Below are 24,064 nucleotides of genomic sequence, written 5' to 3' on the forward strand. Positions count from 1 at the left end.
GAGCGGGCACGGCCGCAGCCTGCCCGTCGAAACGGGCCTATTTCAGCACGAATCCGCCGCGACGAGCAGATCAGGCGTACAGGCTAAGCAGTCCCTGGTGCACCCGCAGGCGCGTCGTGACGGCCGAGCTGCCTTCATCAGCCGATCCGGAAACAAAGCCGTCCCGGCCGGGATAAGGCGTTTCCGACCGGCCCGAACCGGTATTCTGCTGTCCGAAGGCGAATTGAGCGGCGCGCGGGTCGCGCTGATCGCCGGGATTGTACTGGCTGACGCCGACGTCCCGCACATCGAGTTGTTGGGCACCCAGCATTTCACGCAATTTGGGCAGGGCCGACTCCACCGCATCGCGCACCGCCGACTGGTGCGTCAGGAATTGGACGCTGGTCTGCTGGTCCTGGTTCAGCTCGATGCGCACCTCCAAGGGGCCGAGATGCGCCGGGTTGAGCTTCAGCTCCGCGGACTGCCTCCCCTGCCCCACCATCCACAACACCCGATCTCCCAGGTCCTCAGACCAGGACGGATGCGCCATCGGGCGCTCCAGGCCGGGAGGGCTCTCCGCTCCCGCGGCACGCGACGACGCGACCTGAATCTGGGGATTGAATGCGACGGAAGCCGCCCCTGCGCCGGGTTGCGCCGTCTCGTTGACCTGCCGCGCCATGATCTGCTGGAAGCCATAGTCCTCCCCGGACGATACGCTCGGCTCCTTGCCATCGAGGGATAGCGTCCCGCCCTGCTCCGCTTGCACCTCATTCCGCAGGCCCGCGTCCTGTGCGGCACCGGCCTGCGCCACGGGAGACTCCTGGGCGGAAGCCCTTGTGCTCGCTTGAGCCGCCATTTTTTCGCCACGATTCAGCATGTCGAGCACGGCATAGGCCAAGTTTCCCGCATCGGCGTGCTCGTATTCGTCGGTCGCCGCCTGAGCCTTCGCCGCTAGATCGCCACCGCCGGCGGCAGACGACGCCAAAGCCGCTGCACCTTCACCACCGACCGGCTGGGCGGACACCGTGGTTTGCGGGGCGTTGATGAACTGCGCCAGCCACTCCGCCATACCGGCCAAGGAGGCAGGATCGGTCGGGGCGAGTTCACCAACCGTCGATGCATCCGGCAAGCTTTTGCCGTCGCCGACGGCTTCCTTGCCGTCCTGCGCCGTCCGGGCCGCGCCGTTCAACAGGTTTTTCAACTGGTCCATAATGGCCGAGAGCAAATCTTCCGGGGTCTCCGAACCGCTGCCATCGGGCACAGCCGGGGCCGTATCCGCCGCCCCCGGCTCGCCACCCAAGCCTTGCAGTTGCTGCAACAGGGCACGCAGAAAGGCCTGTGGATCCGCGCCAGCCTGTGCGCCCCCCAAGCCTGACGACCCGACCGGAGCGGCCGGCAATAATGTCGCAATTTCTGTACTCATGAGCTGAACTCCCCAACGCTACTACCTCAGGACAAGCAGGATTGATGCCTTTCCCCGTCCACGGCCTACGCCGCCCCGTCGCCCATTGGTCTGGCGCTTGGCGGCGGATACAATGTCGACTTTGCGACACCTAGCCCACTCCATGCCCTCTTCGAACTCCAACAGCCACGACACCGTCCGAGCCTTGCAGTGGACCCATGGCGCCCTGCAGGTTCTGGACCAGCGCAAGCTGCCAGCGTCCATCGAATACGATACTTACGACAATGCCGCCGGCGTGACCGAGGCGATCGCCAGCATGCGGGTAAGGGGCGCGCCGGCCATAGGCATCGCCGCGGCTTACGGCGTGGTGCTGGCCGCAAGGGCGCGCTACCACGAAAATCCGGCCGAGTGGAAATCGCTGATCCAGGCCGACCTGGACCGGCTCGCCGCCTCCCGCCCCACCGCGGTCAATCTGTTCTGGGCGCTGGACCGCATGCGCGAGGTCATCGCCGGAACGGAAGGCGATCCGGAGGCTAGCCTGCTGGCCGCCGCTCTAGCCATCCATCAGGACGACCTGGCCGCCAACCGGCGCATGGGCGAGTTGGGGGCCGACCTGTTGCAGGGCAGCAGCGGCGTGTTGACCCATTGCAATACCGGTTCGCTGGCCACCGGCGGCTACGGCACCGCGTTGGGCGTGATCCGCAGCGCCCATGCCCGTGGCCTGCAACACATCTACGCCAACGAAACCCGGCCGTGGCTGCAGGGCGCCCGGCTGACGGTCTGGGAACTGGATCAGGACCGCATCCCGGCGACCCTGATCGCCGACTCGGCCGCCGCCTGGCTGATGCGTTCCGGCGCCGTGCAATGGGTCATCGTCGGCGCCGACCGCATCGCGGCCAACGGCGACACCGCCAACAAGATCGGCACCTATTCGCTGGCGGTGAACGCCCGGCACCACGGCGTAAAATTCATGGTGGCCGCGCCGACCTCGACCATAGACTGGAGCATCCCCTCGGGTGAGGCCATAGAAATCGAACAGCGCGACAGGAACGAATTGTTGAACGAGCACTTCCGCGGACCGGATCATGTGATCGACGCCTGGAATCCGGTATTCGACGTGACGCCGGCGCAGCTCGTCGACGCTATCGTCACCGAACGCGGCGTGGTGCTGAAGCCCGACGCAGAATCCATGCGCGCGCTGATCGCCCATTAGGTCGGCCGAGGAAGTCGCCGGAATGAATCAGCTCTTAGCCATCGCCGCCGGAGGCTCCGCAGGCGCCCTCGCGCGCTACTGGGTGGCGAACGGCGTCTACGCCTGGCTGGGCCGCGACTTTCCCTATGGCACGCTGCTGGTCAATGTTTCGGGCTGTTTGTTGATGGGCTTGCTGAGCGAACTGGCCACCCAGCGCTTCGCCCTGAGCGGCGAATTCCGCGCCGCCGTGCTCATCGGTTTCCTGGGCGCTTACACGACCTTCTCGACCTTCGCCCTGGAAACCCTGAACCTGTTCGAACAGGGCAGCTTTTTCAAGGTGTTGCTGAACGTGACCCTCAGCGTTCTGCTCTGCCTCGCCGCCGTCTGGCTGGGCGCCGTCGTGGGTCGGCGTCTGTTCGCCGGCGGCCTGGGGCTGACGCTGGAAGCCGGCATTTCCTGGCCCTGGGCGGCGGCGGGCGTGGCGCTCGCCTTCCTCGCCGGGCTGTGGCTGGGCCGGCAAATCTAATCATATCGATCAATCAGAAACCACGGACCTCTCATGCTAGATCCCCGCTTGTTCCGCACCCAACTGGACGAAGTCGAAGCGCAACTGGCCCGACGCGGCCATGCCATCGACAAGGGCGCGTTCCTGGCCCTGGAAGCTCGCCGCAAGGACATCCAGGTGCGCACCCAGGATTTGCAAAACGAGCGCAATACCCGCTCCAAAGCCATCGGCCAGGCCAAGGCGCGCGGCGAGGACATTCAGCCTTTGCTCGACGAAGTGGCCCATCTCGGCGACTCGCTCAAGCAACTGGAACAGGATCTGAGCGACATCCAGACCCAACTGGAAGAAAGCCTCTTGGGCATCCCCAACATCCTCGACGCCGAGGTGCCGGACGGCAGAAGTGAAGAAGACAACGTCGAGATCCACCGCTGGGGTGTACCCACGCGCTTCGATTTCGCGCCCAAGGATCACGTCGATCTGGGCGTGGGGCTGGGCTATTTGGATTTCGAGGCGGCGGCCAAGGTCACCGGCGCCCGCTTCGTCACCCTGCATGGTCCTCTGGCCCGTCTGCAGCGCGCGCTCACCCAGTTCATGCTGGACACCCACGGCGGAGAACACGGCTACAGCGAAACCTACGTGCCTTTCATGGTCAACGCCGACAGCCTGCGCGGGACCGGCCAGCTTCCGAAATTCGAGGAAGACTTGTTCAAGATCGTGCGCGAACCGGCCTATTACCTGATTCCCACCGCCGAGGTGCCGGTCACCAATCTGGTCCGCGACGAAATCCTGGAGGCCGAAACCCTGCCGCTGAAATTCGTCGCCCACACGCCCTGTTTCCGCAGCGAAGCCGGCTCCGGCGGCAAGGACACGCGCGGCATGATCCGCCAGCACCAGTTCGAAAAAGTGGAACTGGTGCGCATCGAACGCCCGGAAGACTCGGCCGCGGCGCACGAGGAACTCACCCGCCACGCCGAAATCATCCTGGAAAAACTTGGGCTACCCTATCGCCGCATCGTGCTGTGCGCGGGCGACACCGGTTTTTCCTCGGCCAAGACCTACGACCTGGAAGTCTGGCTGCCGGGGCAGAATACCTATCGCGAAATTTCTTCCTGCAGCAACTTCCGCGATTTCCAGGCCCGCCGCCTGCGCGCCCGCTGGCGCAACCCGGATACCGGCAAGCCGGAACTGGTCCACACCCTCAACGGCTCCGGATTGGCCGTCGGCCGCACCCTGGTTGCGGTCATGGAGAACTACCAGGACGAACAGGGGCATATCCGGGTGCCGGACGTGTTGCAGCCCTATCTGGGCGGATTGACCGTGATCGGCTGATCCCCCCACACCGCGCTGATGAACGGTGCCGGCCGGTCTACGCAGTAGACGGCGAAAACCGGGGGTCATCGCCCGTTACTATCGCTAAGCAAACGATTTTTTTCTAACTCACAGGGAATTACGCATGAAAGTCACCGTATTCGGTTCCGGTTATGTCGGTTTGGTCACAGGCGCCTGTCTGGCGGAGGTTGGCAACGACGTGGTCTGCGTCGATATCGACCAGGGCAAGATCGACCGCCTCAACCAGGGCGAGATCCCGATCCACGAACCCGGCCTGGATGCCGTCGTCGAACGCAACCGGGCGGCCAAGCGCCTGCATTTCACCACCGACGTCGCCACCGGCGTGGCGCACGGTTTGTTCCAGTTCATCGCGGTCGGCACCCCGCCCGACGAGGACGGCTCGGCCGATTTGCAATACGTGCTGGCGGTGGCCAAAAGCATCGCCGAACACCAACAGGACTATCGCGTGGTGGTGAACAAGTCCACCGTGCCGGTCGGCACCGCCGACAAGGTGCGCGATGCCATCAAGGCGCGCCAGGCCGAATTGGGCAAGAACATCGAATTCGACGTGGTCTCCAACCCCGAATTCCTCAAGGAAGGCGCCGCCATTGAAGACTTCATGAAACCCGACCGCATCGTGGTGGGCACCGACAATCCGCGCACCACCGAGTTGCTGCGCGCGCTCTATGCGCCCTTCAACCGCAACCACGACCGCCTGGTGTGCATGGACATCCGCTCCTCCGAGCTGACCAAATACGCCGCCAACGCCATGCTGGCCACCAAGATCAGCTTCATGAACGAACTGGCCAACCTGGCCGAGCGGCTGGGCGCCGACATCGAAAAGGTGCGCGTGGGCATCGGCTCCGATCCCCGCATCGGCTACCACTTCATCTACCCCGGCTGCGGCTACGGCGGCTCCTGCTTCCCCAAGGACGTCAAGGCCTTGGAACGCATCGCCCGTGAAGTGGATTACCAGGCCGAACTGTTGCAGGCGGTCGAGTCGGTCAACGACCGGCAGAAATTCAAGGTGTTCGAGCAGATCAACACCCACTTCAAGGGCGACCTGAAGGGCAAGACCATCGCCCTCTGGGGCCTGGCTTTCAAGCCCAATACCGACGATATGCGCGAAGCGCCCAGCCGGGTGCTGATCGAAGCCTTATGGGCGGCGGGGGCGAAAGTGCGGGCCTATGATCCGGTCGCACAGGAAGAGGCCCATCGCATCTACGGCGAGCGCCCGGATTTCGCTCTGGCCGCAAGCGCCGAAGACGCCTTGCAAGGCGCCGACGCCCTGGCCGTGGTGACCGAATGGAATGTGTTCCGCAGCCCGGATTTCGGGCAGATCAAGGCGGCCTTGAAAGAGCCCGCCATTTTCGACGGGCGCAATCTCTACGATCCCCGGCAGTTGAAGGAACTCGGCTTCCACCATTACGCCATCGGGCGGGTGCAGCGGAACTGAGTTAGCGTACTCGGGCCGGCCGGACCCGGCCCGAGTACCCGCCTCTGGATCAGCAGCCGTCGAGCGCCATGGAGTTGCGCCAACACTGATCCTCCCGCTCGAACAAGCGGTTCGCCTCCACCGGCCCCCAGGTACCCGCGGGGTAGGTCTGGATGAAATCCCGCTCCATGGCCCACACTTTCAGCATCGGGTCCACCACCCGCCACGCCCAGGTGACCTCGTCGGAACGCAGGTACTGGGAATGGTCGCCCTCGATCACGTCCAGCAGCAAGGTTTCATAGGCATCCAGCTTGTAGTCGCAGCCTTCCGGCGTGCAGGTGCTGGCGTCCAGCTGCGTGGTGCGCGTCCGCATGCCGATGCCCGGCTCGCGGATCTGCACCTCGGCGCGTATGCACTGCTCCGGCTGTATGCCTAATAGCAGCCAGTTCTGCGGAATATCGTGGATGGGCGTCTCGCGGAACAACTGCTGCGGCGGATGCTTGAAGCGGATGGCGATATGCGAACCGTGGCGCGCCATGCGCTTGCCGGTGCGCAGATAAAAAGGCACGTTGCGCCAGCGCCAATTGTCGATGTAAAGCTTCATGGCGGCATAGGTTTCGGTGGTGCTGTGAGCCGGTATGTCCGCCTCTTCCAGATAGCCCGGAACCGACTGGCCGCCGATGTGTCCGCGTCCGTACTGGGCGCGGAAAGCGTGGGCGTGTACGGCGTTCTTGGGGATGGGGCGTATGGACTTGAGCACCTTCACCTTCTCGTCGCGTATGGATTCGGCATCCAGATTGGGCGGCGGCTCCATCGCGACCAGCGCGAGCATCTGCATCAGATGGCTTTGTATCATGTCGCGCAAGGCCCCGGCACCCTCGTAAAAGCTAGCCCTGTCCTCGATGCCGGCCGACTCGCAGTGCGTGATCTGCACGTGATCGATGAAATTCCTGTTCCACAGGGGCTCCAGCATGATGTTGGCGAAACGGAACAGAAACACGTTCTGCACCGTTTCCTTGCCCAGATAATGGTCGATGCGGAACAACTGGTGTTCGTCGAAATCCCGGCGCAAGCCGTGATCCAGGCTCTCGGCGTCCTCGAGGTCGTAGCCGAACGGCTTTTCGATCACCAGCCGGCGCCAGCCGCCTGACTCCTGATTCAAACCCACCGCCGCCAACGATCGCGCCACGCCCTTGTATTCCGCCGGCGGCAAGGACAGATAAAAAACCTGATTGGACGGAAATTCCGCCGTGGTCTCCAGCGTATTCCGCAATTGTTCGAACGATGCCGGCTCGGCAATGTCGCCTTTGAAATAATGCAGGCGCGCGAGAAATTGAGGCAGGCTCTGGCTATCGACGAGCTTTGCCGCAGGCTCCAGCCACTTGCCGACTTCCTTGCGCCAGGAATCCGTAGTCCAATCCTTGCGGCCGACGCACAGGATGACCAGTCCCTTGGGCAACTGACCCGCGACATCCAGGTTGAACAGGGATGGCAGCAGTTTGGTGCGCGACAGATGACCGGTGGAACCAAAGATCACGAATACGCAGGAATCGAGCATGGCGGCTTTCCCCTGGATTGGGTGTGGTGGAAAATGCGCTCTCAGGCCAACGGTGCGGAGACCATCCCGGACGCCCGGCCCCTCGGTTATTGTCGATAAGGTAGGCGAATGAGCGAAGAAAGACTAGATCGCGCCCTGAGCATGATAGATCAGGCCAACGGGGAAGACCCGGAACGGGAAAACTGGCAAGGACAGGATTACCCCAGGGCGCTGCTGTACGGGCTGCGGATGTCGGCCTGGCTGGAAAAACTGACACCGGAGCCGAACGACGCGCAGCGCATAGCGGCCCGGGCCCAGCATATCCGCCGCTGGACTGTGCCGCGCGACAGCTATCCGGCGACGCGGGAAGGTTATCTGCAATGGCGTAGTTTTCTTTATCGTTTCCATGCCGAACAGGCCGCCGCTATCGCGCACGAAAACGGCTACCCCGAAAGCGTGGTTGCGGCGGTGAAGAAAATGGTCGGCAAGCAAGGCATCAAGCAGGATGCCGAGGTGCAGCTTATCGAAGACGTCGCATGCCTGGTATTCCTGGAACATTATTTCCCCGATTTCGCCGAAGGCTATGACGAAGAAAAGCTGATCGGCATCGTGCGCAAAACCTGGCGCAAGATGTCCGATCAGGCCCGGCAAGCCGCCCTGCAACTGAGTTTGCCGGAAACGCTGACGGGCGTCGTCGGCAAGGCGCTCGAGGAAACTGCTCAATAATGCCCTTTTGGAAAACCTCCCCTAAACGGCGCGACGACACGGAAATAGCCATCGACTCCTCATCAGCCGGTCGTAATCACTTGGCGCGCTATGCGTGCCTGTCCATCACGGCCGCGCTGATCACCATGGCGTTGAAAACCTGGGCCTGGTGGCTCACCGGATCCGTCGGACTGCTCTCCGACGCGATGGAGTCCCTGGTGAATCTGGTCGCCGCCCTGATGGCCCTGATCATGCTGCTGGTGGCGGCCCGCCCACCCGACGACCAGCATCATTACGGCCATGGCAAGGCGGAGTATTTTTCCAGTGGCCTGGAAGGCGCTCTGATCATCGTGGCCGCCGCCGGCATCGCCGTCACGGCCTGGGATCGCTGGCAACACCCGCGGCCCTTGCAGGCGCTGGACGTCGGCCTGGCATGGTCCGCGCTGGCGGCACTGGTCAACCTTGGGGTGGCGTTGATTTTGTTACGCGTGGGCAAACGCTACGGCTCGATCAGCCTGGAAGCCGACGCCAAACACCTGCTGACGGACGTGTGGACATCGGCAGGCGTGCTGGCCGCATTGGGGGCGGTCTTATACACCGGCCGCTTATGGCTGGATCCGGTCATCGCCGGCTTGGTGGCGCTCAACATCGTGTGGTCCGGCCTGCAACTGATATACCGCTCCGCATCCGGACTGCTGGACGCCACGCTACCCGCGGAAGAGAACCGGCGCATAGATGCCGTCATCGCGCGCTACCGGGAACGGGGCGTGGTGTTTCACGACCTGCGCACCCGCCAGTCCGGGATGCAGCGCTTCATGACCGTGCACGTGCTGGTTCCCGGCGCGATGTCCGTACAGCAAGGCCACGATCTGGTCGAAACGATAGAAGCGGAGATCCGCCAAACGGTTCCCGGCATCCAAATCATCAGCCATCTGGAACCGCTTGAAGATCCGGCCTCCTTCGTTCATGGCCGGCCCGAGCACGCCGTCGACGTCGGCAGGCTGACGCTGGAGCAGGCGCCGAAACCCGACACGCGGGCCGACGACTTTATCCGGTGATCAGTTGTTCGAGCGCCTCGAGCTGCGCCAGGGTGCCCAAAGCCAGCAACTGATCGCCGGTCTCCAGCACCAGCGCGACATCGGGATTGGGCAGCACTTGGCTACCCCGCAAAACGACCAGCACATTGGCACCGGTGCGGGTGCGGGCATCCAGCTCCGCCAGACTGCGACCCACGGCCTGGGCCCCGGAATGCACCTTGATGCCCTCCAGGCTCAGGGACTCGTCGCCACGCTTGATGACCGTATCGAAAAAATCGATGACGGTCGGGCTCAAGATCAAATGAGCGAGACGCCGGCCGCCTATCGCATAGGGACTGATGGCGCGGTTCGCGCCCGCGCGCATCAGCTTGGGGATGCTGGATTCGTCTACCGCGCGGGACACGATATACAAATCCGACTTCAACACGCGCGCCGAAAGCACTATGTAAAGGTTATTGGCATCCTCACCGGTCGTGACGATCAGGCCATTGGCCCGGCGGATGCCGGCACGTTCCAGGCTTTCGTCCTGCGTCGCATCGCCCGAAATGAACAGGAAGCCGTGCTGATGGGCGTAGTGGTGGGAATCGCCGCTCGGATCAACGATCACGAATGGCACCTTGGCTTCGTACAGTTCCCAGGCCGCCTGCTTGCCTACGCGGCCGAGCCCGGCGATGACGATGTGTTCCTGCAACTTGTCGATTTCTCGTTGCATCTTTTTTTCCCCCATGGGATCGAGCAGCCGCCGGCTCACCAAGTAATCCATCACCACGGTCCAACTGTAAAAAACGCCTCCAACTCCGGTCAACCCCACCAGCATGGTGAAAATGCGGCCTTGGCTGTCCAGACGGATGACTTCGCCATAACCGATGGTGGTTATGGTGATGACTGTCATGTAGAGGGCATCGAGCACGGTCGCGCCTTGCTGGCGCCCCAGCCATGTATAGCCGGCCGTGCCGATGACGATTACGGCCACGACCAGTCCGACGGGCAACAACAGACGCATGCGAAGAGAGCGGGCGGTATCGGACGTCATGGCTACGGCTCCCTTCGTCTCGTGGCGGTACAAACAGAGGAAAGCCTAGTGGCGATATAATGGCCGCTCACGCAGCCACAGTACGAGCCTCTCATGTCTCAATTCGACAACGTCAGCGTTATCAAGAAAGCCAATGTTTACTTCGACGGGAAATGCGTCAGCCACACGATAGGATTCCCGGACGGCAGTCGCAAATCGGTAGGGGTGATTTTGCCTTCCCTACTGACCTTCAACACCGCAGCGCCGGAGATCATGGAGATCGTCGGAGGAAGCTGCAATGTGAAGCTGGCGGGAGAAGAAGAATGGAAAACCTACGGCGAGGGCGATAACTTCCAGGCTCCCGCCGATAGCCGATTCGACATCGAAACTCTGGAAACCCTGCACTACGTTTGCCACTTCGGCTGAGTGCTCGGACCGAAGCCGTATCCCGGCGGGCGAAACGGGATACGGCCGGAGCCGTCAGGCGGCGGCGTCCTGCGGGGGGCCGGATTCCCGATAATCGCCTTGCCAGAGCTTCTCCAACTGATAAAACTCGCGTATCTGCGGTTTCATCACATGGACGATGACATCGCCCAAATCGACCAGAACCCATTCTCCCGCGGCCTGCCCTTCGATACCCAAGGGCTGAACGCCGTGATCCTTGCTCTTCTCGGCCACCTGGTCGGCCAATGAACGGGCATGCCGGTCGGAGTTTCCGCTGGCTATCACCATATAATCGGCGATGCTGGTTTTTCCCCTGACATCGATCACCCGTATATCTACCCCCTTGCCGTCGTCCAGGATGGACGATACCAAGGCCAATAGTTCATCACTCTGCATGTTTACGTTACTTGCCTATCTAAAAAATTGGTAAAAAACGAGTCGGCCGGCACCACCGGGTAGTCTCGGAACCCGTCAATGCGATGCGTAGGCCTTGGTCCAAAGATGCCGAACCAGCAAAATGAAAGGCATTTTGAGCCAGTGGGAGCGCAGGAACAAGAACCCGCGCGCCAGGTTGCTCAGCCCAGAAACTTCCGGAGCAAAGGCCGCCAGGAACACTGCGTTCATGAACCGCGCCCATGCCACCGGCGGCCCAAAGCGGTCGCAGGCCCGCAAGACCTCCTCAGGTATCGGCGTATTCAAGGCCGCATGCACCCCGTGCAAGGCATAATACAGTATGCGACCAAGGTTGAGCTCCTCTGCGCGCCTGAGCAAGCGGTCGTAATAACCGGGGGTTTCCGCTGCAAACTGACGCAGTAATAAGTCCAAGTCGGACAAATCGCGCAAGGCGCGTTCGCATTCGCCGCTTGTAAATAAATGGGTCGCGCTATGCAGGACCAGATCCTCCGCCCCCAGGATACGAAAGCGCGAATCCGGCAGCGGACGACTCTCCTCAAATAATCGTCCGGCCACCAATTGGATACGCCCGGTCACCGGCAGCAGCGTATGATGCACATCGACCTCGACCCACCTGTCCGGATGCCGGAGGGGCGGTATCTCATGCATCCAATCCCGGTAATAGCGTTCATCATATTCGCTCAAAGCGCCGGATACCCAACCTGCCGCCTTGAGTGCATTTTCGGCTTCGTCGATGTGGGTACGCGGGACCAGGATGTCAACATCGGCGAAATCCCTCCCGCGGCCGACCTGGAGTCCGCCCTGCAAGTAGGCAGCGCCCTTGAGCAAGATCACGGGAAACGGGCACTCACCAAGCACTCTGTGCAGACGGTCTAGCTCCCAAGCCGCGACTCTTTGTTGGGCGCCGACCTGGACCTCCGCGCCCGTCATGTGCAGCCTCACCTGATCGGGCAAATCCTCCCAGATACCCACGTCATGAGCCAGTGCCCCCAGCCTGGCGAGCAGGCGTGTGGAACGGGCCAAAGGCAACAAGACATCCCATTCCCTCAGGGTCAGCGATTCCATGGAGACTGGAGCGTATAGGATCTGCCGGAGCAAACTGTAAGGCGTCGCCAGGGTCACTCTCCCCGCTCCAGGTCGGCCAATGCCGACAACGCATCGTCGAGGCACCCGAACTCCAGCGAATAACACGCGCACCGCCGAATCAGCCCGGCGACGGTGCGAAATCCAGCTTCGCCTAACAACTCGTAATTGAATGAGTTATTGGCAAGCCGGAGGAACGACCGTGCTTTAGGATAGGGCTGCAGAGTCAATGATGCGCCCTCCCGGAAACGAGGGAAGACTATCCATGCCGGCATGGCTTTCTCGCGCATCCGAGCGACCGAATTCGCGTCTGCCCTCAAGTGAGCGACCGTGCCTTTGCGGGTCTTAGGGAAGGAGGGACCGAGCGGAGCAAGCGGAAACCGCTCCCGTATCACATCGATCGAGCGATTTTTCAATGCCACCGGTCGGGGCTGGGGAACGAGAGCGAGATCATCCCTATCGACCATCCCGAACTCGTCCGACAGCAAACGCCAGCCGCTTAGCGTCAAAGCGGCACAGAGCGTGCTTTTTCCAGACCCCGGATGAGCGGGCAACAATAATACGCGGCCGTTCTTTTCAAGAACCGCGGAATGCAGCAGCAGGAAGCGATGGGCGAGATGAGCGATAGACCAATTCAAGCCCCATTCGAACATGGGTGCCGCGTGATCGGCGGGAAAGGGATCGAATAGGGCCTGTCCGTCGCGAGCAAAAACGACTTGGGGCTTTATCCAACCGCGTAACCCCTGGGGCCGGGTAATACCCAGATGAAAGTCCGCGAAGACGCCATCTGGCTCGACGGGGTAACGTCCGTAGAAAAAAAACAGCGCAGCCGCAAAGGAGCTCGAATTACTTTTCAGGCGGGCAGAAAAAGCGCCTATGTGTAAAACCAGCCCACCTTTACTCAGCAAGAAGGCCAGTTCACGTTCGGAGAACCGATCAAGCGTCATGCGCTACCGGTTCGACCAGCGCCAGAGACTCGAACTCATGCATTAAACGGATTATCGTTTGACTATCGACCGTCTCCCCGCCACAGACCTCGTTCAACAGGCCGCTTAAGGCATCGACCGACAAACTTCGAGCTTGCAAACTACGCAGCGCTTCCGTTGCCAAGGCATTGAGGAGGTGGGTCTGGGAAGTTCGAGTGTCGAAAAGAACCCATTCATCGCCCCATGATTCCCACAGAAAAACTGCGGCCGACGCATCCGGGGCTTTCCAGAGAGTATCCAGATAGCGTGCCTAGCTGATAGAGCACCAACAGGATTCGGAAATCGCCGAAGCACCTCCCGTCGTAAATACTACGTACCCCACCTGTTTAGTAGTGCCGTCTTCCGTCGTTTGGGGCGTACCCGCAGAGTCCGTCACCACGAGACCGTCGGCGCTCGCAGGTGCCGGGGTCTCGGGCAGCAAATACTTTAGTCCACTGCTGCCATCGACATAATAGCCCGAGACCCTCTCCGAACCCGTGGGATAGCGGACTTCCACAGGGGAAGTCGAAGTCTGTGTGAATTTTTCCTGTACGCCTACGGAGGTTACGAATCCCCACCAGACCAAGGAATCCGGCGGCGTCTGACTCTGGTAGACCTCAATATCTACGGCATCCGTATCTATCTCCCAGCCTCCACCTCCACCCGAGCTACGTGCTCGCAGCTTCTTCAATTTTGTCCACTTGATGGGGACACGCAGATAGGAGTCGCCCCCAACCTTAACACTCGGTGGCGTTTGGAGGGCTTGCGTCTGGCTAGCCTGAACGCAACCGTCGGCGCTACTCGCAGCCAAAGCAGCACCGCTGCGCAGCGTTACTATCATCGGCAACACCGCCGCCGAGCCTTTCAGTAGGGTACGTCGGCGTGTATCGGCTTTTTCTAGGCCCACTACCTGCTCGCCTTCCTGACAGTCTGGGTTCTGATCTGCGGCGCTGTTCATGAGTTCGACCTCTGACTTTGGTGTCCGTACATTACGTTGCGTACTTTACGATAATACGAAGCCAATGAATCTCCTTTCATCTGCAACATCTCAATCTTACATAATTGCCTTTAGCAATGCACTTCTAATGCCATAAAAAAAACTACATTAAATACAAGGCACTGAAAACGGCGATAGGAGGCAATGTAAAAAAAACCGACATCCTCATCGATTACGTCAGGATACGATAATTATTGGGCGCCCTTGCCTAACAGACCGAGCGCAAATTTGATCGGAATCGCGTAACTGATCCCGCTGGGCTTTGCCAGCAGGTTCTCCTTGGTTTCCTGTACGAAGACCTTGTTTATGATACCCACCACGACGCCTGTGCGGGGGTCGTATAAGGGGCTTCCGCTATTGCCCGGATAAGCGGTCGCGTCTAGCTGGAATACGTCGTACGGCGCATTCAGCCGGCTCAGCATTTTCCCGTTGAGTTGACGCATCTGTTGAACAGGAATGGCCACCGGGGTAATGGCAGAGATGATGCCGCGATGGGTGACTGGATGCAGCCCCAGTACCACACCGATAGGGTAACCCGTAAACGCATAGGTCTCCCCCTCCCTGACCTTATCGGAATCCCCCAACGCCAAGGGCGGCAAGCGAGGACCACCGATCTTCAGCAAAGCGATATCGTGGACTTCGTCGCTGGCGACATGCGTCGCCAGCCTTATCTTTTCCTCCCCGCCCTCGCGCACAAACACGGCGATGCTTTCGAATCTTGCCGCGTCGAGCGTCTTGGGCAGCACATGGGCATTGGTGAGGACATGTTGCCCGTCCCCCACCGCGAAACCCGTACCGGCGAAGTTAACGGGCGGACTGCGTGTTTTCTGAAATGTACCCACGCCCACAACGCTTGGCTTGCTACGCGCCACGGTATCCGGCAATTCGTCGGCGCTGCCACCCAGCGCCCAAACCAGACCCAGCACACCCAGCCACGAGCGTCGCATACGCCCGCCTAGCTCCGCAAGCGGGCAACGCCGTTGCCCATGGATTTATTGTTGCGGTTTGACATACACATCACCTTGAGCCCGTAACTGCTGGAGATACGCAGTCAACTCGATTTGCCCAAGGTTTTTGAACAAAAAGTCACGCGCCAAGGACAGCTCCTTGGGATCGACCTTCTCGCTGGAGCCCTCAGAAACGGAAAGCAATCGATATACAACCGGGCTTCCGTCTTCGACCGACACGATACCCGGAAGCGCATCAGCGCCAGCGCCTTGGCGTGCGGATGGCGCTTGAAAAACCGCCTTTACCAAAACGGGCGAAAGCTTGCTCTCCACTCTGCCAACAACGCCCGAGTTGATGACATTTAAACCTAAGTGCTTGGACGCATCGGCCAGAGACTTACCCTGTTTGACCTCGTCAACGATTTGCGTTGCCCGCTTGCGGGCTTCCTCGCGGGAAGCCTCTTCCCGCATGCGAGCCACGATCGCTTGCTTCACTTCGGCCAACGGCTTGTCGGATGCAGGCTGATGTTCTTTGACACGCAACAGATAAACTTTGTCGCTGCCTACCTCGACGGGCTCGCTGTTCCGGCCATTCAACACATCCGCCCCAAAACTGGCCTTGCGCACGGCCTCCTCGGCTGCGATCCCTTCACCCTGTTCTCGGGTGAAGAAACCCGTTTCTTGGATATTCAAATTCAACGCCTTGGCCGCCGCTTCCAAACTGTCGGGATGCTCAAAGCCCTGTTCGGTCAGCTTTTGACCCAATTCGTAGAACTTGTTTTCCGCTGCAGTGCGCTGAAAACTCTTAATCAACTCCGCACGCGTTTCCTCGAAGCTCCGTACTTTCGGTACGTCAATCTCGGTGACTTTGATCAAATGGTACCCAAAAGATGTCTTCACCGGCTCAGACACTTCGCCTTTAGCCAGCTTAAACGCCGCATCCGAGAATGCCGGCTCCATGCCCTCTTTGGACATCAACCCGAGATCGCCGCCCTTCTCTGCTGAAATCGTATCGTTAGAAAACTGCTTGGCGAGCTTGGCGAAATCTTCACCAGCCAGCGCGCGCTGCCTCACCTGAGCGATTTTTTCCAGCGCAGACTTGTCCTCGTCGGGTTTGCTTGCATCGACTGCCAACAGTATGTGGCTAATCTTCCGCTTCTCGACCGCGGTCAGCTGATTTTTCTGCTCCTCATACAACGCCGTCAACTCTTCCTCAGTCGGTTTTATGTCCTTGCCGACATCATCGAGAGTGATAGCAATATATTGAATCGCTACCCGTTCCGGGCTCTGAAAAGAAGCGATATTGTTGCGGTAATAGGTCTCGATTTGTTGATCGCTAAATTGGCCTTCGTATTTTTTCAGCGGCACGGTCACATAGTCGAACACGCGCTGCTGGTTACGCAAACGATAAAAATCGTCAATTTGCTTTTGTGTGACAAAGGCCGTATCCGACAGACCACGCTGATACTGCTCCAGGGTCAGAGTCCTGCGAATCTGCGCGATGAACTGGGTTGGATTCATACCCTGAGAACTAAGCATGAGCTTATACTTTTCCTTGTCAAACTTTCCCTCCGTCTGAAAATAGGGCAACGTTTGCACAAATCCGCGCACATCCTCATCGCCGATCGCCAAGCCTTTATCCTCAGCGCTGTGGACGACCAGTTCATCTCGGATGAGACGCTCCAAGGATTCGCGTTTAAGCTCCGCCTCGTCGAACTGACCAAGGCCCACCAAGCTAGATAGACTCTGTTCATAGACGCGATTGACGTCGCGCTCGAATATTTCGCTACCAGCCACCACTGCCATAGGCTGTTCCTTGCCGGTATCAATGTAATTCTGTATACCCCAAAGTGCGAACGGCACGCCTATCATGATGAGCATGACCCAGGCGAAAATCCCATGTGCTTTATCGCGTATCGCTTGCAGCATATCTGAAGAACCTTTACGGGTAAGTGTATCTAAGTGATAGGGATTTCTTTCGAACACAAAAAACCCCGCGACACAGGTCGCGGGGTTTTTTAATTTGGCGGAGCGGACGGGGCTCGAACCCGCGACCCCCGGCGTGACAGGCCGGTATTCTGACCAACTGAACTACCGCTCCAAAATTGGTGGGTGCTGTAGGGATCGAACCTACGACCCTCGCCTTGTAAGGGCGATGCTCTCCCAGCTGAGCTAAGCACCCAAGTCGACCATCCCTGACTTGTCCGATTAGTTTACTTCATCTTTCAGCGCTTTACCAGCTTTAAATGAAGGAATTTTTGCAGCCTTAATAGTGATGCTATTTCCGGTTTGCGGATTGCGCCCCTGTCGCTCCGCACGTTCTTTTACTCCAAACGAGCCAAATCCCACCAAGGACACGGTCTCTCCTTTTTTCAAGGCGCCAGTAACAGCAGCGATAAACCCATCCAGCGCCCGCCCTGCGTCTGCCTTGGTCAGGTCCGCCGATTCTGCGATCGCTTCTATAAGTTCTGCCTTATTCATTCATTCCACCTATCGATCTGTGTGTGTTTTGGAGTTGTGTCGATATCTTACGAGATACAGTCCGCGCCACCATCCCGGCCCTGCCAGAAACAATGTGCCAGCCAATTTAGCAGTTGACCAAAACCGCTGTCAAGGCGCTGAGCGCCTTGATTTCCGGGCATTTGAGCGGTACTCCACAGTTGATGATACGCCTCTCGTGCGACGAGGGCATTCGGGATTCCGCCGGCAGAGTTAGCCCCGCCTAAGCGGTGGGTATCGCCTAATGGGCCACTAAGGCCGTCGGCGGGTTTCCAGAAATGGCTGCGTGCTCGGCACCTTTCGCGCCTGAAGCCGTTTCTAGCGGTTCCGGCATACGCTGAAGTGCGTGCGCCAGCACTTCGTCTATCCAGCGGACCGGAACAATCTCCAGATCTTGCTTGATGTTTTTGGGGATTTCATTCAAGTCCTTCTCGTTATCTCGAGGAATCAATACCTTACGTATTCCGCCACGGTGAGCGGCTAATAGCTTTTCCTTCAGGCCGCCGATAGGCAAAACCTCGCCTCGCAGCGTGATTTCCCCGGTCATCGCCACTTCGGAGCGAACAGGAATACCGGAGAGCGTCGACACCAGAGCCGTACACATACCGATACCCGCGCTAGGACCATCCTTGGGCGTCGCCCCCTCCGGCACGTGAATATGCACATCGTGCTTCTGGTAAAATGCGGGGTCTATACCCAACTTCTCCGCCCGAGTCCTTGCCACCGTCATCGCGGTGTGAATGGACTCCTGCATCACCTCGCCGAGTTTGCCCGTGTAGGTTTGTTTGCCCGAGCCCGGCATAATGACCGCCTCTATTGTTAGCAATTCGCCCCCGACTTCCGTCCAGGCTAAACCAGTCACCTGCCCGACCTGATCGTTCTCCTCGGCTCTGCCGTAACGGAAACGTTGCACTCCCAGATATTGATCCAGGTTTTTGTGATTGACCGTAACCTTACGCGTACTGGCCTTAAGCAACAGATTCTTGACAACTTTGCGGCAGATCTTGGCGATCTCCCGTTCGAGTGAGCGGACCCCGGCCTCGCGTGTGTAATACCGGATGATGTCACGTATCGCCGTTTCGGTGATCTGTATTTCGTGCTCTTTCAAGCCATTGTTCTTGACCTGCTTGGGAACAAGGTACCGCAAGGCGATGTTGATCTTTTCATCTTCCGTGTAGCCCGCGATGCGGATAACCTCCATGCGATCTAGCAAGGGCGCGGGAATGTTCATCGTGTTGGCCGTGGCAACAAACATGACCTCCGACAAATCGAAATCCACTTCGAGGTAATGGTCGTTGAAGGTGTGGTTTTGCTCCGGATCCAGCACTTCAAGCAGCGCCGACGCCGGGTCGCCGCGAAAATCCATGGCCATTTTGTCGATTTCATCGAGCATGAACATGGGGTTACGGGTCTTTACCTTGGACAAGTTTTGCAGGATCTTGCCCGGCATAGAACCGATATAGGTCCGGCGGTGCCCGCGTATTTCCGCTTCGTCGCGCACGCCGCCCAATGCCATGCGGACATATTTTCGGTTGGTCGCTCGCGCGATGGACTGCCCCAGCGACGTTTTGCCGACACCCGGCGGCCCCACGAGGCATAGTATGGGGCCCTTCATCTTGCGCACGCGCTGCTGTACGGCGAGGTATTCCAGGATACGCTCCTTCACCTTCTCCAGGCCGTAGTGCTCTTCTTCGAGTATGGTTTCCGCTTTCCGGATATCGTGGCTGACCTTGGTGCGTTTCTTCCACGGCACGTTCACCATCCAGTCGATATAGTTGCGCACCACCGTCGCCTCCGCAGACATCGGCGACATCAGGCGCAGTTTGTTCAATTCCGCCTCGGCTTTCGTGCGCGCGGCGTCCGGCATGCCGGACTTTTCGATCTTGCGAGCGAGTTCCTCCACCTCGTTGGGCACATCATCCATTTCGCCCAACTCCTTCTGAATCGCTTTCATCTGTTCATTCAGATAGTACTCGCGCTGATTCTTTTCCATCTGCTGCTTCACCCGGCCGCGGATACGCTTTTCCATTTCCAGCATATCCACTTCGCCTTCCATGAACGTCATGAGACGTTCCAACCGAGCAGCGATATCAGCCATTTCGATGATGGCCTGCTTGTCCTCGATCTTGATGGTCATGTGGGCGGCGATGGTGTCGGCCAACCGGCTCGGATCGTCGATCCCCGCTAGCGAATTCAATACTTCCGGCGGTATCCGTTTATTCAGCTTGACGTACTGATCGAAGGAATTGATCGCGGTCCTCGAGAGAACCTCGACCTCCTGGTCGGACAAGGAAAGCTCATCGTGTAGAGGCGAAACGGAAGCCATGAAATGCTTGCCTTCCATTACGTAGCGCTGTACCCGCGTCCGCTGTTCGCCTTCTACCAATACCTTGACCGTTCCATCCGGCAATTTGAGCAATTGCAGGATGTTCGACAAGGTACCCACTTCATACAGGTCATCGAAGCTCGGCTCGTCGATATCGGCATCTCTTTGTGCGACCAACAGTATCTGCTTATGCTCGCGCATGGCATCGTCCAGCGCCTGGATCGACTTCTCCCGCCCGACGAATAACGGTATCACCATGTGGGGATACACAACGACATCTCGCAGAGGCAATACCGGGACCAGTTTTTCCAACTGCGCCGGATTTTCGTTTGTTTCGCTATTCATAAATGACCTGTGGGTCGAGGATACGACTTCTTCTATATGGGCGATCGAAGCTCAAAATACAAGGGGAGGCGAAAGAAATCCGTTCCCTCTAACGAAGCTGAAGTAGTTCGGCCGGCGGGATCAAGGCCGGGCCCGGAAATGGAGGACTAAGAGCGAGCCGGCGGAACGACGGCTCATGTAACGATGTTTGCCGGGTAGGCATGCACCCCGACCGTTGCGGCCGGGGTTTAAACCTACGAAATCACTCGCCTGCCGCCAGCTGCTTTTCGCTTTTGTAGATGAGGAGAGGCTCTCCCTCTCCCCGGATGACTTTATCGTCGATGACGACCTTGGAGATATGCTCACTGGACGGCAGCTCATACATGGTGTCCAGCAAGGCGTGTTCGAGTATGGTGCGCAGACCACGGGCGCCGGTCTTACGCTCCATGGCCCGCTTGGCGATGGAACCCAAGGCATCCTCGCGTATTTCGAGGTCGCAGCCTTCCATTTCGAACAGCTTCTTGTACTGTTTAACCAAGGCGTTTTTGGGCTCCGTCAGGATTTTGACCAATGCTGCCTGATCGAGCTCTTCCAGCGTTGCCACCACGGGCAAGCGGCCGACGAACTCGGGTATCAGCCCATAACGGATCAGATCCTCCGCCTCCACCTCGGCCAAGATCTCGCCGACGTTTTTGCTTTCATCCTTGCTTTTGACTTCGGCCGAAAAACCGATGCCGCCCTTCTCCGAACGGGAGCGGATGATCTTGTCCAATCCCGCGAACGCCCCGCCGCAAATGAACAGTATGTTGGCCGTATTGACCTGCAAGAACTCCTGCTGGGGGTGTTTGCGGCCGCCTTGCGGCGGAACCGAAGCGACCGTGCCCTCGATCAGCTTCAACAATGCCTGCTGCACACCCTCGCCCGACACGTCGCGGGTGATCGACGGATTATCGGATTTACGCGAAATCTTATCGATCTCGTCGATGTAGACGATGCCGGATTCGGCCTTCTCGACATCGTAATCGCATTTCTGCAGGATTTTCTGGATGATGTTTTCGACGTCCTCGCCGACATAGCCGGCTTCCGTCAGCGTCGTCGCATCCGCGATGGTGAAAGGCACATCCAGCAGGCGCGCAAGCGTTTCGGCCAGCAGCGTTTTTCCGGAGCCGGTCGGGCCTATGAGCAGTATATTGCTCTTGGCCAGTTCCACGTCGTTCTTGCGATTCTGCGCCCGCAACCGCTTGTAATGGTTGTAGACCGCGACCGCCAGCGTCCGTTTGGCCTTTTCCTGGCCGATGACGTACTCGTCGAGGACCTCCTTGATCTCCTTGGGCTTCGGCAGCCTGTCCGAGCCGGCGGCCATCGTATCCTGCAATTCCTCGCGTATGATGTCGTTACAGAGCTCGACACATTCGTCACACACGAACACGGCAGGCCCTGCAATCAGCTTGCGTACTTCATGCTGACTCTTGCCGCAAAACGAACAGTAGAGGAGCTTGCCGCTCCCGTCTTTGCTATTTTTTTCGTCACTCATTGCTATCCTCCTGCCGCTCGCGGCTGCCGCACGATGTAACCTGCGGCTCAGTGGATGTAAAGTACCTCCGGCGGAGGAAGCCTCAAGCCGATGCCGGCTGCCGGTTTGCCAGTACTTTATCGATTAGACCATACTGAGCCGCTTCCTCACCACTCATGAAGTTGTCACGGTCGGTGTCGACCTGGATTTTTTCCAGCGGCTGGCCGGTATGGTGAGCCAACACGCGATTCAGTTTTTCGCGAATGGACAGGATTTCCTTGGCGTGAATGGCGATATCGCTGGCCTGTCCCTGAAACCCACCCAAGGGCTGGTGGATCATCACGCGGGAATGGGGCAGACAGTAACGCTTGCCCGCAGCGCCACCGGTCAGCAACAGCGCGCCCATGCTGGCGGCCTGGCCGATACACAGCGTGCTGACATCGGGCTTGATGAATTGCATGGTGTCGTAGATCGCCATCCCCGCCGTGACTACGCCGCCGGGCGAGTTGATGTACAAATGGATGTCCTTGTCGGGGTTCTCCGACTCCAGAAACAACATCTGTGCAATCACCAGATTGGCCATGTAGTCTTCGACCGGACCGACCAAAAAAATGACCCGTTCCTTGAGCAGGCGCGAATATATGTCGAATGCGCGTTCGCCACGCGCCGACTGCTCGATAACGATAGGTACCAAGCCGGTCGCTTGAGTTTCGAAAGTGTTCATCTGCTCGCTTATCGGTAGAGGGTGGATACGAATCGCTAGCTCGCGGCCTGAGCGGCAGCCTGCATCAAGTCGCTAAAAGCGATTTGCGTCTCTTCCACTTTAGCCTTGGCCAGCACGACATCGACCAGTTGGTCTTCCAGCACCAGGCTCTGCACATTGCGCAATTGCTCGGGCGTATTGTAGTACCACTGGACCACCTGCTCGGGGCTCTCGTAGCTCGCCGCGATGTCCTCGACCGCCTCGCGCACGCGCGCCTGATCGACAGTCAGCTTCTCCGACTCGATCAGCTTGTTGAGGAGCAGGCCAAGCGCCACTCTACGCCGTGCGATGGGCTCGTAGTAGGCCCTCAGGGAGGTCTCATCGAGCGCCTGCTTCTGCTTTTGGGCAGACTCCCGCTGGGGCTGCGACAAGTGCTCGATTTCCTGATCGATTAAGACTTTCGGCAAGGCGATGCTGGTATTGCGTTCATACAAGACCTCCATCACCGAAGATTTGGTCCGTGCCTTGAGCGAGCGATTCATTTCGCGCGTCATGTTCTCGCGGATATCCGAGCGGAACGCATCCACATCGCCGTCCTCTATGCCGAAGGACCTTACGAATTCGCCATCGAGTTCCGGCAGAACCTTTTCTTCGACCTTGCCGACTTCGACCTCGAAGCGGGCCGTCTTGCCGGCTAATTTTTCGGCGGAATAATCCGACGGGAACTCGATCTCGAAATTGAGGTTAGCTCCGGCGCTCACGCCGATCAGCTTGTCCTCGAACCCCGGGATCAACATGTTCGAGCCCAACTCCACAGGCAGATTTTCCACCTTGCCGTTGGTGAAGTTTTCTTCGCCCAGCAAGCCCTCGAAACTGATGGTGACGCGATCGGCCTTGACGGCGGGGCGCTCGGCGACTTGCCAGGTGGCACGCTGATCGCGCAGGCGCTGTATCATGGCCTCGACATCCTGATCGGCCACCTCGGACGCATAACGTTTGACCTCCAGGGCTTCGAGCGGCATAGGCACGAACTCCGGCATGACCTCGAAATCGGCCACATAGCTCAAGCCCTCGCCTTCTTCGGCGCTGGCGGAACTAATCGTCGGGCCCCCGGCCGGAATCAGCTTCTCGTTGCGTACCGCCTCGTTGAAGCTGGACTGAATCAGATCCGACAACACTTCGTCGCGCACACCCGGCCCATAGCGTTTTTCGATCAGGCTGCGGGGCACCTTCCCAGGCCTGAAGCCGTCGATTTTCACCTTGCCCGCCAAGGATTTCAGTCGCTTAGCGACCTGCTCGCGAATTTTTTCCTCGGGGACCTGTACGGTCATCTTCCTATTCAACTCGGATGTCGATTCGACGGAAACCTGCATTTTACAACCTCAAGATATTGGTTTTTCGGTCAATGGAAAGGGGGAAGCGCGACGCGCCTGAACCGGAACACTCGAATCGATCGCCCGCTGGGGCCATCATCGAAATGCGGTCGGGGATTCGATTAGAATTCGGTCACAAAAATCATAGGAAATTGGTGCGAATGGAGAGACTCGAACTCTCACGGGTTGCCCCACTGGAACCTAAATCCAGCGCGTATACCAGTTTCGCCACATTCGCAGATTGGGCAATTTCGGGCGATTATATCCCACTCGCATAAAATTGCCGACGTCCGCTGGACTGACGCCTCATCACAATTATAAAAAGCCAGTGCCCATTTTTCAT

At 59.0% G+C, this 24,064-nt stretch carries 20 protein-coding genes, 3 tRNA genes and 1 pseudogene; 7 read left to right on the forward strand and 17 right to left on the reverse strand.

The window, feature by feature from the left end; genetic code table 11:
- Positions 1–70: 70 nt before the first annotated feature.
- Positions 71–1,402: a flagellar hook-length control protein FliK gene (locus JWZ97_RS09550; RefSeq protein WP_205428302.1), complete on the reverse strand. Its 1,332-nt coding sequence runs from the start codon at positions 1,400–1,402 to the stop codon at positions 71–73.
- Between the two features lie 142 nt (positions 1,403–1,544).
- Here JWZ97_RS09550 and mtnA point away from each other — a divergent pair, with 142 nt between their 5' ends.
- From mtnA to JWZ97_RS09570, 4 genes and pseudogenes are all read left to right on the forward strand, one after another.
- Complete coding sequence (gene mtnA / locus JWZ97_RS09555; protein ID WP_205428303.1) at positions 1,545–2,594, forward strand: S-methyl-5-thioribose-1-phosphate isomerase; 1,050 nt, start codon at positions 1,545–1,547, stop codon at positions 2,592–2,594.
- Positions 2,595–2,616: 22 nt separating this feature from the next.
- Positions 2,617–3,090, forward strand: a pseudogene (gene crcB, locus JWZ97_RS09560) (fluoride efflux transporter CrcB); the annotation flags it as partial.
- Between the two features lie 42 nt (positions 3,091–3,132).
- Positions 3,133–4,407, forward strand: a complete 1,275-nt coding sequence (serS, locus tag JWZ97_RS09565; RefSeq protein WP_205428305.1) for a serine--tRNA ligase — start codon at positions 3,133–3,135, stop codon at positions 4,405–4,407.
- Between the two features lie 124 nt (positions 4,408–4,531).
- Positions 4,532–5,863: a UDP-glucose/GDP-mannose dehydrogenase family protein gene (locus JWZ97_RS09570; RefSeq protein WP_205428306.1), complete on the forward strand. Its 1,332-nt coding sequence runs from the start codon at positions 4,532–4,534 to the stop codon at positions 5,861–5,863.
- Positions 5,864–5,912: 49 nt separating this feature from the next.
- On the opposite strand, the gene zwf is transcribed toward JWZ97_RS09570, so the two are convergent.
- Positions 5,913–7,400, reverse strand: coding sequence for a glucose-6-phosphate dehydrogenase (gene zwf / locus JWZ97_RS09575; RefSeq protein ID WP_205428307.1), 1,488 nt, complete (start codon positions 7,398–7,400; stop codon positions 5,913–5,915).
- A gap of 108 nt (positions 7,401–7,508) precedes the next feature.
- Between zwf and JWZ97_RS09580 the strand changes: the two genes are divergently transcribed.
- Positions 7,509–8,105: a DUF4202 domain-containing protein gene (locus JWZ97_RS09580; RefSeq protein ID WP_205428309.1), complete on the forward strand. Its 597-nt coding sequence runs from the start codon at positions 7,509–7,511 to the stop codon at positions 8,103–8,105.
- Positions 8,105–9,142 carry a cation diffusion facilitator family transporter gene (locus JWZ97_RS09585; RefSeq protein ID WP_205428311.1) on the forward strand — a complete coding sequence of 346 codons (1,038 nt, stop codon included), beginning with the start codon at positions 8,105–8,107 and terminating at the stop codon, positions 9,140–9,142. The genes JWZ97_RS09580 and JWZ97_RS09585 overlap by 1 nt, the downstream gene beginning before the upstream one ends.
- Here JWZ97_RS09585 and JWZ97_RS09590 read toward each other — a convergent pair.
- A complete protein-coding gene (locus JWZ97_RS09590) occupies positions 9,132–10,154 on the reverse strand; it encodes a TrkA family potassium uptake protein (protein WP_205428318.1) in 1,023 nt (340 codons plus the stop codon). The genes JWZ97_RS09585 and JWZ97_RS09590 overlap by 11 nt on opposite strands.
- 93 nt (positions 10,155–10,247) lie before the next feature.
- On the opposite strand from JWZ97_RS09590, the gene JWZ97_RS09595 reads away from it, so the two are divergent.
- Positions 10,248–10,559, forward strand: coding sequence for a pyrimidine/purine nucleoside phosphorylase (locus JWZ97_RS09595; RefSeq protein WP_205428320.1), 312 nt, complete (start codon positions 10,248–10,250; stop codon positions 10,557–10,559).
- 54 nt (positions 10,560–10,613) lie between these two features.
- On the opposite strand, the gene rsfS is transcribed toward JWZ97_RS09595, so the two are convergent.
- The 14 genes from rsfS to JWZ97_RS09665 all read right to left on the reverse strand — a co-directional run bounded on the left by rsfS (position 10,614) and on the right by JWZ97_RS09665 (position 23,959).
- Positions 10,614–10,973, reverse strand: a complete 360-nt coding sequence (gene rsfS / locus JWZ97_RS09600; RefSeq protein WP_205428323.1) for a ribosome silencing factor — start codon at positions 10,971–10,973, stop codon at positions 10,614–10,616.
- Positions 10,974–11,048: 75 nt separating this feature from the next.
- Positions 11,049–12,056, reverse strand: a complete 1,008-nt coding sequence (locus tag JWZ97_RS09605; RefSeq protein ID WP_205428325.1) for a nucleotidyltransferase family protein — start codon at positions 12,054–12,056, stop codon at positions 11,049–11,051.
- Between the two features lie 53 nt (positions 12,057–12,109).
- Positions 12,110–13,021, reverse strand: coding sequence for an HprK-related kinase A (locus tag JWZ97_RS09610; RefSeq protein ID WP_205428327.1), 912 nt, complete (start codon positions 13,019–13,021; stop codon positions 12,110–12,112).
- Complete coding sequence (locus tag JWZ97_RS20340; RefSeq protein ID WP_371822479.1) at positions 13,011–13,184, reverse strand: hypothetical protein; 174 nt, start codon at positions 13,182–13,184, stop codon at positions 13,011–13,013. The genes JWZ97_RS09610 and JWZ97_RS20340 overlap by 11 nt, the downstream gene beginning before the upstream one ends.
- Before the next feature lie 1,043 nt (positions 13,185–14,227).
- Positions 14,228–14,983, reverse strand: a complete 756-nt coding sequence (locus tag JWZ97_RS09620; RefSeq protein ID WP_205428329.1) for a serine protease — start codon at positions 14,981–14,983, stop codon at positions 14,228–14,230.
- 45 nt (positions 14,984–15,028) lie between these two features.
- The gene (locus JWZ97_RS09625) at positions 15,029–16,912 is read right to left on the reverse strand and encodes a SurA N-terminal domain-containing protein (RefSeq protein WP_205428331.1); all 1,884 of its coding nucleotides are present in this window, start codon (positions 16,910–16,912) and stop codon (positions 15,029–15,031) included.
- A 95-nt stretch (positions 16,913–17,007) separates the two neighbouring features.
- Positions 17,008–17,084: transfer RNA gene (locus JWZ97_RS09630), tRNA-Asp, on the reverse strand.
- A gap of 5 nt (positions 17,085–17,089) precedes the next feature.
- Positions 17,090–17,165: transfer RNA gene (locus JWZ97_RS09635), tRNA-Val, on the reverse strand.
- Positions 17,166–17,191: 26 nt separating this feature from the next.
- Positions 17,192–17,464 (reverse strand): HU family DNA-binding protein, encoded by a 273-nt coding sequence (locus tag JWZ97_RS09640; protein ID WP_205428333.1) that lies wholly within the window; start codon positions 17,462–17,464, stop codon positions 17,192–17,194.
- A 259-nt stretch (positions 17,465–17,723) separates the two neighbouring features.
- A complete protein-coding gene (lon, locus tag JWZ97_RS09645; RefSeq protein ID WP_205428335.1) occupies positions 17,724–20,153 on the reverse strand; it encodes an endopeptidase La in 2,430 nt (809 codons plus the stop codon).
- 241 nt (positions 20,154–20,394) lie between these two features.
- Positions 20,395–21,666: an ATP-dependent Clp protease ATP-binding subunit ClpX gene (clpX, locus tag JWZ97_RS09650; RefSeq protein ID WP_205428337.1), complete on the reverse strand. Its 1,272-nt coding sequence runs from the start codon at positions 21,664–21,666 to the stop codon at positions 20,395–20,397.
- Positions 21,667–21,748: 82 nt separating this feature from the next.
- The gene (gene clpP, locus JWZ97_RS09655; RefSeq protein ID WP_205428339.1) at positions 21,749–22,369 is read right to left on the reverse strand and encodes an ATP-dependent Clp endopeptidase proteolytic subunit ClpP; all 621 of its coding nucleotides are present in this window, start codon (positions 22,367–22,369) and stop codon (positions 21,749–21,751) included.
- A gap of 35 nt (positions 22,370–22,404) precedes the next feature.
- Positions 22,405–23,679 (reverse strand): trigger factor, encoded by a 1,275-nt coding sequence (gene tig, locus JWZ97_RS09660; RefSeq protein ID WP_240342299.1) that lies wholly within the window; start codon positions 23,677–23,679, stop codon positions 22,405–22,407.
- Between the two features lie 195 nt (positions 23,680–23,874).
- Positions 23,875–23,959: transfer RNA gene (locus JWZ97_RS09665), tRNA-Leu, on the reverse strand.
- Positions 23,960–24,064 lie beyond the last annotated feature (105 nt).

Origin of the sequence: Methylococcus sp. EFPC2 (genome assembly GCF_016925495.1) — a bacterium.
Classification (GTDB): Bacteria; Pseudomonadota; Gammaproteobacteria; order Methylococcales; family Methylococcaceae; genus EFPC2.

Excerpts from the sequence above, each read along its gene's own strand:
- JWZ97_RS09550 (WP_205428302.1), bottom strand. The coding sequence starts at position 1,402 with ATGAGTACAGAAATTGCGACATTATTGCCGGCCGCTCCGGTCGGGTCG.
- mtnA (WP_205428303.1), top strand. The coding sequence starts at position 1,545 with ATGCCCTCTTCGAACTCCAACAGCCACGACACCGTCCGAGCCTTGCAG.
- serS (WP_205428305.1), top strand. The coding sequence starts at position 3,133 with ATGCTAGATCCCCGCTTGTTCCGCACCCAACTGGACGAAGTCGAAGCG.
- JWZ97_RS09570 (WP_205428306.1), top strand. The coding sequence starts at position 4,532 with ATGAAAGTCACCGTATTCGGTTCCGGTTATGTCGGTTTGGTCACAGGC.
- zwf (WP_205428307.1), bottom strand. The coding sequence starts at position 7,400 with ATGCTCGATTCCTGCGTATTCGTGATCTTTGGTTCCACCGGTCATCTG.
- JWZ97_RS09580 (WP_205428309.1), top strand. The coding sequence starts at position 7,509 with ATGAGCGAAGAAAGACTAGATCGCGCCCTGAGCATGATAGATCAGGCC.
- JWZ97_RS09585 (WP_205428311.1), top strand. The coding sequence starts at position 8,105 with ATGCCCTTTTGGAAAACCTCCCCTAAACGGCGCGACGACACGGAAATA.
- JWZ97_RS09590 (WP_205428318.1), bottom strand. The coding sequence starts at position 10,154 with ATGACGTCCGATACCGCCCGCTCTCTTCGCATGCGTCTGTTGTTGCCC.
- JWZ97_RS09595 (WP_205428320.1), top strand. The coding sequence starts at position 10,248 with ATGTCTCAATTCGACAACGTCAGCGTTATCAAGAAAGCCAATGTTTAC.
- rsfS (WP_205428323.1), bottom strand. The coding sequence starts at position 10,973 with ATGCAGAGTGATGAACTATTGGCCTTGGTATCGTCCATCCTGGACGAC.
- JWZ97_RS09605 (WP_205428325.1), bottom strand. The coding sequence starts at position 12,056 with ATGGAATCGCTGACCCTGAGGGAATGGGATGTCTTGTTGCCTTTGGCC.
- JWZ97_RS09610 (WP_205428327.1), bottom strand. The coding sequence starts at position 13,021 with ATGACGCTTGATCGGTTCTCCGAACGTGAACTGGCCTTCTTGCTGAGT.
- JWZ97_RS09620 (WP_205428329.1), bottom strand. The coding sequence starts at position 14,983 with ATGCGACGCTCGTGGCTGGGTGTGCTGGGTCTGGTTTGGGCGCTGGGT.
- JWZ97_RS09625 (WP_205428331.1), bottom strand. The coding sequence starts at position 16,912 with ATGCTGCAAGCGATACGCGATAAAGCACATGGGATTTTCGCCTGGGTC.
- JWZ97_RS09640 (WP_205428333.1), bottom strand. The coding sequence starts at position 17,464 with ATGAATAAGGCAGAACTTATAGAAGCGATCGCAGAATCGGCGGACCTG.
- lon (WP_205428335.1), bottom strand. The coding sequence starts at position 20,153 with ATGAATAGCGAAACAAACGAAAATCCGGCGCAGTTGGAAAAACTGGTC.
- clpX (WP_205428337.1), bottom strand. The coding sequence starts at position 21,666 with ATGAGTGACGAAAAAAATAGCAAAGACGGGAGCGGCAAGCTCCTCTAC.
- clpP (WP_205428339.1), bottom strand. The coding sequence starts at position 22,369 with ATGAACACTTTCGAAACTCAAGCGACCGGCTTGGTACCTATCGTTATC.
- tig (WP_240342299.1), bottom strand. The coding sequence starts at position 23,679 with ATGACCGTACAGGTCCCCGAGGAAAAAATTCGCGAGCAGGTCGCTAAG.